Here is a 12,774-nt window from a genome sequence, read left to right as displayed (position 1 = left end):
TATTATAAAAAGTACAAAAATGAAGAAGTGGGCTATTTTATCGGTGATGGTGGTATTGATGGCTTCGGCTATATGTTATGCCGAAGGTGCGGGCGGAAAATGGGCAGGCACAATTGCCCTGCTATATGATGTTACCGTAAATATGAAGGAAGATAACGGCAAAGTAAACGGTATCGTTAATACCGAAATAGGCGATATCCCCCTAAAAGACGGCGTTATAAAAGGTAACGATATCCTGTTTAAGCCATTTACTTATAACGGCTTTGCCGTATCAGCAGTTAAAGGAAAAATTGATGGCGATAAAATGCTGGTTACCATAGTTTTCCAGGGCATGAATTTTAGCGGGACGTTGAAGAGGGTGAAGTAGCCCCCTCTAAATCTCCCCCGGTAGGGGAGACTTTAAGTTGTCACTTATATATAAAACAAAAAAGGTATTGCATAGCAATACCTTTTTTGTTACAGCCCTCCCTTCCGGGGAGGGTTTGGGAGGGGCCTATTCCTCAAACTTAACCGAGTTAAATATTACCAACGGGTCTATCGCTTTGGCTTTATCGTTTTTAAACACAAAGTAAATGTCATGCATGCCTACAGTTTCGGCAAGCGGTGTTTTTACCCAGTTTTGTGTTTTTGGTTTAATTGCTGTTTGCTCAAATTGGCCTTTGCCTAACAGGGCGCCGGTTGGGCTGTCGATGTGTACTTCAATGGTGCCGCCCGGGTTGTTCTCTAATGCCGTCGCGTAGCCGGATAATTGTACCTGTTTGATACCTGTAAGGTCTATTTGTTTAAATGCAACGTAACCATTCTGACGGCCTATAATGTTGGTCGACCCGTCAAGGTTATTTACTTTAACGAAGGCGTTCTTAATTATCGGCGCGGTAGCGGCAATTACAGTAGGGTTATGCAGTATGATGGTTGAAGTTGAAGTTTGTTTTGGGATGTTTTTATTACCCTTGTCTGTATAGGCAGCACGAATGATATAGCTGCCGTTGTTGTTATCATCAGCAACAGCTTTAGGCGTAAACGCACCTTTTACCGGCATGGTGTTAATGTTATTGTTGCTTACATTCATAATGTAATTTACAATAGTATGTGCATCGGCTATCGAAATTGCGGGGTGGGCCGGCATAGCGATAGGCTTGTTCCAACGGCCGCCGGTACCGCCATGTATGGCATGTGCCAGGCGCTCAATCTCGGTATCGTTACCTTTATATTTATTGGCTATATCTGTAAAGCTTGGGGCAATGTTTACGTCTTTAACGCTATGGCAGTTTTTGCAATCAGAGCTGGCCATTAATGCTTTGGCAACCGCAAACTGGGTTGAAGCATCAACGCTGCTTTGCTCCTGTGCCACCTGCACATAATCAAATCCTTCGGACGTATAGTTAACACTCATGGACACCTGTGCGGCCGGGATAGTACCTGCCACCAGGCTGCCATCCTCTTTGTCTGTAACAGTAACATTATAACCCAGCGGTTTGTCATTAAAGTAGAACGAACGGTTACCGCTCAGGTCCACATTAACTGCCGGGGCCTCGTTACCCGCGATAATTTTAACCGATTTGCTGTTGCTTGCTCCTTTGGCATCGGTAACAGTTAACGTAGCCATATAAACGCCGGCTTTGGTTAAGGTGATGGCCGGGTTGGCGGTAGGGTATAATTTAGCAGGGGTACCTGTTGTAGTAACTTTCCAGCTGTATTTTAAAGCATCGCCGTCAGCATCGCTGGTGCCGGCAGATGATAGGGTGATTTTAAGCGGGATGGTACCACCCTGTACATTGGTGGCAGCCATAACGGTTGGTTTACGGTTGCCGGCATTGTACTCAATACGTACCAGTTTAGCGTTATCGCTCTTGCCGAACCAAACACTGCCATATTCCAACACGTAAAGGTCGCCATCAGGGCCAAATTTAATGTCGATAGGCTCTATTGGGTGGTAAGCAGGTACTACCTGCTCCATGTCTTTGTAATCGCCGTTAGCTTTCATGCCTATGGCCATTATCCAGCCGCGGGCAAGGTCTGTTGCCAGCCATTTGCCTTCGTAATAAGCGGGCCAGGGGCGTTTGGCCAATGGGCGATCTGCACGGTGATAAATAGGGCCGCCAACTGAGCTGCGGCTGCCGCTGCCCACTAACGGGAACTCGGCCGACACCGCGTAAGGGTAATAAATAAACGCTGGTGCAACCGGCGGTAATTCTTTTAACCCGGTATTGTTAACCGATTTATTGATAGGCTTCAAAGGGTCTTTTTTCTCGCCCAATTCGCCATCAACATAGTTAAATACAGGTACCGCTGCATTAGGGCCCACAAAGTATGGCCAGCCGAAGAAACCCGGTTTGCGGGCCTGGTTCAATTCATCATAACCACGCGGACTTTGCTCTGTATCATCGGTAGCGTCCGGGCCGATATCACCCCAATATAACCAACCGGTTTTGCTGTCGATTGATGGTCTCCACGGGTTACGGTGGCCCATGGTATAAATTTCGGGGCGGGTTTGTGGTGTTCCTTTCGGGAACAGATTACCTGCCGGGATAGAGTAAGTGCCGTTTGCTTCCGGGTGGATGCGTAGTATCTTACCTAATAAACTGTTGGTGTTTGCCGTACCACGCTGATCATCGCGGCTTTCTTTGCCGGGGTTCTCATCGGTTGACGCCGATAATAACGAAGCTGTATTGTTACCTACAGTAAGGTAAAGGTCGTGCTTGGCGTCCCAGGTCATGCCGCCGCCGGTATGGCAGCATACCTCGCGTTGGGTAGCAAACTCAAGCAATACTTTTTCCGAGCCGGCAACTAAAGCGTCGTTCTCAAATTTCCAGCGGGTAAGCTTCCATTTTTTCTCGGTAAGCGGAGCGTAGAATGTATAGATGAAATGATTTTTATTAAAGTCGGGGTCTACAGTTAAACCCATCAAACCTTCTTCGGCCTCGGTAACTTTGCCTGTGGCACTGGTGTACTTGGTGTTAACCGGCAGCGTGGCAATAGTCTTTACCAGCTTGGTCAACGGGTCAAATAGTTTGATAGCGCCCTTACGCTCGCTTATCAGTACGCGGCCATCGCTCAATACTTCGAAGGTGTTAGGCTCGTCCAGCTCGCCGGGGCGGGTAAGCGTTACCGCGGTAAAGCGGCTCTCGTCGGGCTTTTTCGGGTCGTCCAACATAAAGGCGTATGAAAACGCGGCGACCAGGAATAGAAGTATAGCGGATATTTTAAATAGGAGCTTATTGCTAAACATAATTTTAATGGATTATACGGGCGGTAAATATAGTAATTGCGCCGTAACCCATCAACGCTTATTTACAGCGGATATTGGTTAAAGGGGGTTTGTAAGGAAAATGTTATGGAGAGGGGAAGTATGCTTCCATTTATATTCTTTTATAAAAGGAGTTATTTGGGATCCACTCCCGCAATCAACTTCTTAAAATCTATTTTTTCAAAATCATATTCTTCGCGCATGCCGACATAATGCGCGTTAATCGCAATCGGTAATTCTTTTACGTGTTCTTTGGGCACCATTAGCTGGTACTTGGGTTCTCCATCGGTTTTAAACTCCCACACTGTCATATTGGTTTTATGGTCGATGATGTAGATGTTAAGCTCTTTGGGTAACGATGCTTGTTCATCCAACTGATGCAACAGTTTAATATTAAAAATATGATCACTCACTTTGGTAACCGACTGCAGCGCTATAGGTAAATATCCATCCCCGAAAATGTCAAACATCATTACCGAATCAGTTAAAACATTTACCGCCTTAACGCCACCGTCAGATGGGTCGTATAAATAATATTTTGATTTATATTGATACACCGGCCGCCAATTGGTTGAAAGTCCGTAAGTATTAAACTTTTTAAGCTTGGGGCTTTTTTTATTAATAGCGGTAAGGTAACGTTTAATATCGCTGCTATCCAGGCTGTTATAGATAAACGCACTCAGGTAAGCCGGCGAGTTTTTATTGGGATCAACATAGACGGTTTGATAAAGTACACTGTCTCTAATCTCGCGCCTTAAAAATAAGGTATCATTAATTACAACATTACTGTCGACGTAGTTCTTGCGGCTTTTTTTTTGCGGCGATTTACAAGCGCCTACAGCAAGCACTGCAAGAATGAAGATGATGTAATAACGGTTCATGTTTACAGGTTTAGCTTAAGCAAATTACAAAAATCTATAACATATATAAATATTTGATAAACAGTTATCAAAATTATATCTTAGATATAACCAATTTAAACCAAACCAATTATGAAAGCAAGTTACTTTTACATTTTAGGCGCTATCGCGCTTGTGGAGTCTTCGTGCGGTGGTAAAAACGTTTCGTTAAGCCTTAAATTAGCTAAGGAACAAAGAATAGACGTTAAATACCGAACCTCGACAAACGACGACGGTGTTGAAAAAGGCGAGTTTATCCGGATGAGCCTTCGGGTAGATTCGGTGATGCCCGATTCATCATACCTGGTATCAGGAAAAATTGATTTTGTGCGGGTAAAGAACCAGAAGGTAACAAACTCTGACGAATATTCATCAGACAAACCGCAGGCAGAAATGACCCCCGAAGAAATTAAATTCGACGAGCAAATAAGGCCTACTATTGATTCGACTTATAAGTTTACCATTGATAAATACGGCAAGCTATTAAAGCCGCTTACGTTTACCAGCGGCCATACTATCCCGGCAAATTTCCAGATGATTGACGTTGGCTTTTTCCAGATCAATTTCCCTGCCGATAAAATTGCCATTGGCGATAAATGGACAACCGAAGAAGCGCTTCCGGGTTCGGGCGGCAAGCGGGTATCTAAATACAAATTAGAAAGTATTTATGATGAAACCATACAGATAAAAGTTGATGGCAGTATTGAAGGCGAACACGCCGATCCGCAGAATTTTAGCGGCCGGTATTACCTTGAAAAAAGCGCCCGCACCATTGATTCATGCAGGATACAAATGGACGGTAAAGGCAAGCAAAAAATAACAATAGACTCTAAATAAATATTATCCCTAATAATCACGGTAAATAGCGAGGGGTTTTAACCCATCGCTATTTTTGTTTTAGGCCGGCTATAATCTTTTTAAAGTCGATGTGATCAAAGCCCTGGTATTCTTCCTGCCTCATGTAATTTGCCCTGTTTATAATAATAGGGTATTGCCTTGCGCTTTCTTTTGGTATCATCAATTGATACCAAAACCTGTTGCTGCCAGGTAATATGTATTCCCAAACCGAAAGTTTACTTGTTTTATCCAACACATATATATTTATGCCGGTTGGCATCCCTTCAAAACCCTGTATAACGTGTGTAAAATGAATGTTGAAAATCCGGTCGGATGTTCTTGTAATGCCCCTATCGCAAAAGAGGTATATCCCTCTACAGAAGATAACATCATCAATGAATCTGTTAAAACCTCAGCAACCTTACCCATTGACCCGGTTGGCTCATACAAATAGTATTTCGACTTATGTTGGTAAACCGGCCGCCACGTTGACGCAAGGCCATCGGTATCGAACTTTTGCAGGGTAATATGCCGTGTATGCAAAGCGTCAAAATAATCTTTTATATTAATAGTATCCTGGTGATCAAAAGTATACTGATAGTTATACGCTTGAGTTCCTGTCCGGGTCTACATAAATAACCTGGAACACCGAATCGTTTTTTACATCGCGCCTTAAAAACAAGGTATCGTTTACCATGATATTGCTGTCTATGTAAGTGTGCCTTTTATTGGCCGCCGGGTTACAGGCGCTTAAAAATATAATGACGATGAAGAAAAATATTGGTTTCATAGTGTAAGGTAATTGGCTACACTAATATACAATTTAAGTTTGCTAAAAATCATTATTTTAGGCTACCAATTAAACTACTTATGTGCCGCACAATTACCAGTAAACTATTTACTGCCCTATGTTTTTTTATGCTGATGAGTGCCACATCCATCGCGCAGCAAAAAGCATATTTTATTGATGGCTACCACGGCGGCTTTTGGGGACATTACCCGGTTAATTACACCAGCTTTATTGTTGCTCAATTAAAGGCACACCCTAACTGGAAGATAAACCTGGAGATAGAGCCCGAAACCTGGGCCATGGCAAAGGCGAAAGATGAGCAGGGATATAAAGAGCTGCAAGCGCTGTTTGCTGATCAAAGTATAGCCACGCGCCGCATTGAATATGTAAGCCCGGCGAATGGACAAAGCTATATGTACAACATCAGCGGCGAAAGTATTATCCGCCAGTTTGCTTATGGTATAGAAGCCGTTAGGCAACATTTTCCTACGGCGGTATTTACCACTTACTCATCCGAGGAACCTTGCTTTACCAGCGCCCTGCCGCAGGTCCTGAAATCATTTGGCTATAAATACGCGTCCCTTAAAAACCCTAATACTTTATGGGGTGGCTATAGCCGTGCCTTTGGCGGCGAGTTGGTATACTGGGTTGGCCCGGACGGAACAAAGCTGGTAACTATTCCTCGTTACGCTATTGAGGATCTTAAACCCGGCTCGACCTGGGAAACTATAGGACACGATAACGGTAAAGGTTTTATGAATGCTGCTTTTGCCGCAGGCATACAACATCCGGTAGGTATGACGTTGCAAGATGCAGGCTGGAAAGGTGGTCCGCTGCTTGGCGAAGGGACACGCGGCTACCAACCTACTGAATATAAAACCTGGACGGATTATGTAGACAACTACTCCATTAAAACTCCAACACAGGACTGGAAGTTTTCGCAGGAAGATGTGCTGACCAGCCTGGTTTGGGGATCACAAATTTTGCAGCGGATAGCACAACAGGTGCGGGTATCAGAAAACAAACTGGTAGTTGCCGAGAAGCTGGCGGCAATGGCCGCTGTTTATAAAGGCGCTGCATGGCCAAAAGCAGCATTAGACGAAGGATGGACACGCCTGTTGTTATCACAACACCATGATTGCTGGATAGTGCCTTACAATACGGGGCAGGGCAATACCTGGGCAGACAAGGTTGTTGGCTGGACAGGTATCAGCAATAAAAATGCGGACAGTGCAGTATCGGCTTCAACCGAAATATTGTCAAACGGGCATCCGTCACCTAACTCAAAATATGTCCGGGTATTTAACACCCTGGGAGTTCAGCACAGTGGAATTGCCAAAGTGGTTATTCCTAATAATTGGGGTCATGATGTAAGTGTTTTAAATGATAAAAACCAAGAAGTTTTAAGTCAGCTTGTAACTTTGCCATTAGGGATCTCGATACTTTTATTTAAGGCTGATGTCCCTTCTGTAGGCTATGCAACTTATCATTTACAAAAGCAAAAACCTACTGTTAAAAGCGGGGTTTCTGTTACCACGCAAAGCGAGGGTAAATATAAAGTAGAAACGGATTTGTACACCGTAATTATTAATCCGGCTAAAGGCGGAACAATTGAAAGCCTTATCGCAAAAAAATTAGGTAATAAAGAGTTTGTTGATAAGGCCAACGTCCGCAGATTTAATGAGCTGCGGGGTGACTTTTTTAAAGAAGGCGGCTTTAAATCGAGCGCTGATCAACCCGCCAAAGTAACCATTGATGGTGGCCCGGCTGAAGTAGAGATTGCGGTTACAGGTATGATAGCTAATCATCCGTTTGAGCAGACCTACGTGTTTACCCAGGGCAAGAAACGTATTGATGTATTTTTGAACATAGATTGGAAGGGAAATCCCGGCATTGGCAATCCATACGGCCAAACCGGCAAATATGAAGCTACGTCGCTAAAAAAAGCTTTTTATGATGACAGGGATAAATTGCTGGCGCTGTTCCCGCTGAATCTTAAAAATCAAAAAGTTTATAAAAACGCGCCATTTGATGTTACCGAAAGCAAGTTAGCAAACACTTTCTTCACCCGTTGGGACAGCATAAAAAATAATGTAGTGCTAAACTGGGTTGATGTTACCGACGCTAATAACAATTATGGTATGGCTGTGTTGACCGATCACACAACCAACTATGCCCATGGCGAGGATTTTCCGCTGGGGTTGGATGTGGCTTACTCGGGTGTTGGGTTATGGGGCCGCAACTATACTTTGAAATATCCTACCCAAATTAAATATGCGCTAATACCGCACGCCGGTAAATGGGATAAGGCTGGCATCTGGAACGAAAGTACACAGTTTAATGAAGAATTGACAGCCACACTCATGGACGATGATGTAACTGCACAATCGCGCTCTTTAATAAGCGTTGCAGGTACGGGTTTAGAGGTTTCGTCAGTTACAGTTGTTGGTAAAGATTTATTGGTTCGCCTGTTTAATGCCGAAGGCGATAATCAGCCTAAAAAAATAACGCTTGACGCTATTGCTGATAAAGCGGAAGTCGTTGCTTTAAATGGGGATGTTGTGCAGGAGCTAACCATGCGTAAAGGCGCCCCCAATTCAACTAATGTAAGCGTTGCTATGCCGAGGTTTGGGATAAGGACACTAAAGTTTACTAACTTTAAGAAATAACAATGGCCATGATATTAGCTTTCAAGATTGTAGGTTCAGGAACGATGTTCACGCTGGTGATGGTGGGTTTTATCGCTTTGTGGCTTTTGTTTATTAATGCAGTAGGCCAATATGGCAAAGACACTGCTTTAGGTTACTGGGGTACAATATTGTTGGCTGTTTTGTCAACCCCTATAACAGCTTTGATAATTGTAGCTATTGTCAGATCGCGTACGCCGCCACCGGATCCGAAATATTAGAATCCATCGCCCTAAGGGGTAAATTGAATGAACGATAGCGTGTGGGTTAAATTTTTTAACTATTATGGTGTTCCATAGTGTTCCGGGTGTTCCGCTTTTCAAAAATGGAACACCTATATCGCCTCCACTATTTCCTCCTCAAACATCTTCGCCAATATCTTACTGTCCTTAATCGCCCAGTTCACCATCTCCGTCATCACCGGCATCAACGCCTCGCCTGATGCGCTTAGCTTATAAGTAACAAACGGCGGCACAACCGGTTCCGCTTTGCGGATAAGGAGGTTATCTGCCTCCAGTTGTTTCAAATGTTGGATCAGCATCTTCTCGGTAACAGCAGGGATAGCGCGTTTAATTTCGCTATAGCGCCTTGGGCCATCTTTAAGCTGGTACATAATAATTGGTTTCCAATGGCCGCCTATGCGGTTCATTACGTAGGTAACCGGGCAATGCATTTCGGCAATGCCCTTGTTCATGTTCTGGGTCGAGCTCTCTTTTATCGCTGTCATGATTTGTACACACTTTGGGGTAAGTACTTGTAAAAAAGTAAGTACAAATATACATTTGTCCTGTCAAATAAAAAAACATAAAAGATCATGAAAATCACACTCACAGGGTCATTAGGTAATATCAGCAAACCACTGACCGAAATTTTAGTAAAAGCGGGCCACCAGGTAACCGTTATCAGTAGTAACGCAGATCGTTCCCGCGAAATACAAGCATTAGGAGCAACCCCTGCCATTGGCCAGGTAACCGATGTGCAATTTTTAACCCAAGCCTTTAATGGGGCCGACGCCGTTTACACCATGGTGCCGCCAAATTTTGGCGCCGCCCAATGGGAAAACTACATAGCAGGCATTGGCCAGAATTATGCCGACGCTATCACAGCAGCAGGGGTAACCAAAGTGGTAAATCTAAGCAGCATCGGTGCGCATTTAGAGGATGGTACCGGGCCGGTTACCGGCATCCACCGTGTCGAAGAAATTTATAATAAGTTGGATGGAGTTGCAGTAAAACACCTGCGCCCGGGTTTCTTCTACCTAAACTTTTATGCCAATGTTGATATGATAAAACAGGCCAATATTATTGGCAGCAATTTTGGCGCTGATACAAATATGGTATTGGTACACCCCAACGATATTGCTTTGGTAGCAGCGGAGGAGTTGCAAAGCGATTTTACCGGTAAAAGTGTACGCTACATTGCAAGCGACGAAAAAACTGCCGGCGAGGTAGCCAAAGCCTTAGGTACCGCCATTGGTAAACCCGAATTGCCATGGATAGAATTTACCGATGCAGATAACATTGCCGGAGCAATAGGCGCGGGGCTACCCGAAGAGATTGCCACTAACTACACCGAAATGGGGACTTCTGTACGCAGCGGTAAAATGTTTGAAGATTACTTTAAGAACAAAGAGGTTTTGGGCAAAACCAAGCTGGAAGATTTCGCGAAGGAATTTGCAAAGGCGTTTTAAGCCCCACCCAACCCTCCCCTAAAGGGGGAGGGCTTTTTATAATAATTTTAAGTCTCCGCCTTCAGTGGGAGATTTAGAGGGGCTGGCTATTCGCTCCTTAAACTCTTTACCGGGTTTGCCAGCGCAGCTTTAATGCTTTGATAGCTTACGGTTAACAGCGTAATTACTACAGTACCCGCGGCGGTCACCGCAAATATCCACCAGGATAAACTGGTGCGATAGGTATATGCCTGCAGCCAGTTATGCATAAAGTAATAAGCTAGCGGGAAGGCTATTAATAATGCGATAGCAATAAGTACTATAAAATCCGTCGTCATATTGCCTAATAACTTGATAATCGAAGCACCTAAAACCTTGCGGACCCCAATTTCTTTACGGCGTTGTTCGGCCATAAATGATGCCATGCCAAACAGGCCAAGGCAGCTTATTAAAATAGCAAGCGCTGCAAATGATTTCGCCAAACTGCCCACGCGTTGCTCGGTAGTAAATTTGGCGGCATACTCATCATCAGCAAACTTATAGGCAAATGGCACCGATGGTGAGTAAACCTTACAAATAGCTTCTACTTTGGCCAATGCCTCATGCGCACTTAGTTTTGGGTTGAGCCTAATATCTACATAATCAAACCCGCGTCGCTGCAGGTAAAATATGGTAGGCTGCGCAGGCTCATACGGCGAGCTCATTACCATATCTTTGGCTACGCCGATAACCGTTAACGCTTTTTTCTCGGTCTGGATAGTTTCGCCTACCGGATTTTTGATCCCCATATATTTTACTGCGGCTTCGTTTATCACCACGGCAGACGAATCGGTAGTCAGCTGCCTTGAAAAGTCGCGGCCTCTAACAAATTTAAATCCTATGGTTTTTCCAAATTCGGTGGTAATACGCACGTTGGCAAATTTGGCAGCCATTGCCGGGTCTTTTCCTTTCCATGAAATACCGCCCATAAAATTATTTATAGCCGTAGCCGGGCTTGATGATTCGGCAACCTCGTCTACCGCGCCCGACTTTAACAGGTCAAGCCTGAAAGCATCAAAATGGTTATGCAGATCGCCGTTTGTGGTTTCAATGGCTACCAGGCCATCACGGCTATAACCAACCGGCCTGTCCTGTGCAAACTGCACCTGCTTAAAAATTACAATGGTACCAATTATTAAAACAACCGAAACAGTAAATTGCGTAACCACCAAAACCTTACGCGGGATAGCGGCCAGCGGCCCTGCTTTAAACGTACCCTTTAAAACTTTTACCGGGTTAAATGATGACAAGTACAGTGCAGGGTAACTGCCGGCAATTAAACCGGTGAATAAAGTAAACCCTATGCTTACAGCCCAAAATAGGGAACTATCCCACAGAATTGACAGTTGCTTGCCGCATAACTGGTTAAAGTAAGGCAGCAACAGGGCCACTAAAATAATAGAAAGTATAAACGACAATATAACGGTGCATAGCGACTCAAAGAAGAACTGCATCACCAGCTGCCCGCGTAATGAGCCGATAGCTTTACGCAGCCCAACCTCTTTAGCACGTTTTTCGTTGCGGGCGGTGCTCAGGTTCATAAAATTAATGCAAGCCAGTAGTAATACGGCTATCCCTATCAAGCCAAATAACCACACGTATTGTATAGCGCCGCCAGTGTTAACGCCGTTTTTAAACTGCGAGAATAAGTGCCACTTGCTCATAGGTTGCAAAAACATGGTTGGTTTGGCTTTAGCAAGGTCTGGCCCAACCCTGTTAAGCTTTACATTTTTTATTTTTTCCGATAGCTTGCTCATGTCGGCATTATCTGCTATCTGCACATACATAAATAATGAGTTATCGCTCCAGTCGTCAGCACCCCGTCCTATCCAGGTGGGTTGATTAGCATAAAAGTCCCAGGGAGCCATAAATGCGACATCGTGCAAGGTGGTATTATCAGGCAGATCAGCATAAACACCCGCGACCTTAAAATCAGCTTTATCATCCAGTTTAATAACCTTGCTTAAAGGATCGGCATCGCCAAACAAAGCTTTAGCTACGGATTGACTGATTAGTATTGAGGAAGGATCATGCAAAGCGCCACGATTACCGCTGATCATATCAACGGTGAACATTTCCGGGCCTTCGGCGCCTATAAAAGTGCCACGGTAGGTAATGTTTTTATCCCCCATGCTAATTACATGATTGTCCGCCCACGACTGCATTACGATATGTTTAAAATCGCCTGCGTAGGTTTTACGCATTTCGGCGTCAAGCGGAAGCGGGATGGCGCTGCTGGTACTTATAGTACCATTGCGGGTATTGTTTTCCATTACCTGCGCAATGCGGTCGTAATTTTGGTGATACTTGTTGAAAGATAGCTCATCCCAGATCCATAAACCAATAAGTATCGCCACTGCCATGCCCATAGCCAGCCCGCCTATATTAATAAAAGAGATGGTTTTATTTCCAAGAAGATTTCTTAGGGCTATTTTTAAGTAACTCCTGATCATACCGTTAGGGTTTATTGTAAAGTTTAAAGGGTTTTTCTAAATATCTGAAAATACAATGCCAAATACTCAAGTATATTATTATCAAGCAGTTACATGTAACTTAAAAATATAATTGTATCGAAACCGCACAACGCCCGTACGGTTTTAATCCGT

Annotated in this window: 11 protein-coding genes; 5 read left to right on the top strand and 6 right to left on the bottom strand. The window is 44.1% G+C overall.

What is annotated here, in order from left to right; translation table 11 throughout:
- Positions 1–19 precede the first annotated feature (19 nt).
- Entirely contained in the window at positions 20–367 is a 348-nt protein-coding gene (locus tag ABIB50_RS17750; RefSeq protein WP_429381817.1) for a hypothetical protein, read from the top strand.
- 126 nt (positions 368–493) lie between these two features.
- Here the strand turns inward: ABIB50_RS17750 and ABIB50_RS17745 are convergent, their stop codons facing one another.
- The gene (locus ABIB50_RS17745) at positions 494–3,229 is read right to left on the bottom strand and encodes a PQQ-dependent sugar dehydrogenase (RefSeq protein WP_429381815.1); all 2,736 of its coding nucleotides are present in this window, start codon (positions 3,227–3,229) and stop codon (positions 494–496) included.
- A gap of 152 nt (positions 3,230–3,381) precedes the next feature.
- Positions 3,382–4,128 (bottom strand): hypothetical protein, encoded by a 747-nt coding sequence (locus tag ABIB50_RS17740; protein ID WP_429381813.1) that lies wholly within the window; start codon positions 4,126–4,128, stop codon positions 3,382–3,384.
- 111 nt (positions 4,129–4,239) lie between these two features.
- Here ABIB50_RS17740 and ABIB50_RS17735 point away from each other — a divergent pair, with 111 nt between their 5' ends.
- Positions 4,240–4,983, top strand: coding sequence for a DUF6263 family protein (locus ABIB50_RS17735; protein ID WP_429381811.1), 744 nt, complete (start codon positions 4,240–4,242; stop codon positions 4,981–4,983).
- A gap of 49 nt (positions 4,984–5,032) precedes the next feature.
- Here the strand turns inward: ABIB50_RS17735 and ABIB50_RS17730 are convergent, their stop codons facing one another.
- The gene (locus ABIB50_RS17730) at positions 5,033–5,263 is read right to left on the bottom strand and encodes a hypothetical protein (protein WP_429381809.1); all 231 of its coding nucleotides are present in this window, start codon (positions 5,261–5,263) and stop codon (positions 5,033–5,035) included.
- A gap of 321 nt (positions 5,264–5,584) precedes the next feature.
- The gene (locus ABIB50_RS17725; protein WP_429381807.1) at positions 5,585–5,773 is read right to left on the bottom strand and encodes a hypothetical protein; all 189 of its coding nucleotides are present in this window, start codon (positions 5,771–5,773) and stop codon (positions 5,585–5,587) included.
- An 80-nt stretch (positions 5,774–5,853) separates the two neighbouring features.
- Between ABIB50_RS17725 and ABIB50_RS17720 the strand changes: the two genes are divergently transcribed.
- Both ABIB50_RS17720 and ABIB50_RS17715 read left to right on the top strand, forming a co-directional pair.
- A complete protein-coding gene (locus tag ABIB50_RS17720) occupies positions 5,854–8,442 on the top strand; it encodes a glycoside hydrolase family 38 C-terminal domain-containing protein (RefSeq protein ID WP_429381805.1) in 2,589 nt (862 codons plus the stop codon).
- Positions 8,443–8,444: 2 nt separating this feature from the next.
- Entirely contained in the window at positions 8,445–8,681 is a 237-nt protein-coding gene (locus ABIB50_RS17715; protein ID WP_429381803.1) for a hypothetical protein, read from the top strand.
- Between the two features lie 113 nt (positions 8,682–8,794).
- On the opposite strand, the gene ABIB50_RS17710 is transcribed toward ABIB50_RS17715, so the two are convergent.
- Positions 8,795–9,187: a winged helix-turn-helix transcriptional regulator gene (locus ABIB50_RS17710; RefSeq protein WP_429381801.1), complete on the bottom strand. Its 393-nt coding sequence runs from the start codon at positions 9,185–9,187 to the stop codon at positions 8,795–8,797.
- A gap of 87 nt (positions 9,188–9,274) precedes the next feature.
- Between ABIB50_RS17710 and ABIB50_RS17705 the strand changes: the two genes are divergently transcribed.
- A complete protein-coding gene (locus ABIB50_RS17705; protein ID WP_429381799.1) occupies positions 9,275–10,150 on the top strand; it encodes an NAD(P)H-binding protein in 876 nt (291 codons plus the stop codon).
- An 86-nt stretch (positions 10,151–10,236) separates the two neighbouring features.
- Here ABIB50_RS17705 and ABIB50_RS17700 read toward each other — a convergent pair whose 3' ends face one another.
- Complete coding sequence (locus ABIB50_RS17700; protein WP_429381797.1) at positions 10,237–12,621, bottom strand: ABC transporter permease; 2,385 nt, start codon at positions 12,619–12,621, stop codon at positions 10,237–10,239.
- Positions 12,622–12,774: the final 153 nt, after the last annotated feature.

Origin of the sequence: Mucilaginibacter sp. UYCu711, assembly GCF_050433825.1 — a bacterium.
Lineage (GTDB): Bacteria > Bacteroidota > Bacteroidia > Sphingobacteriales > Sphingobacteriaceae > Mucilaginibacter.
Note: the sequence above shows the minus strand (reverse complement) of the source record. Positions and strands in the feature narration are given on the sequence as shown.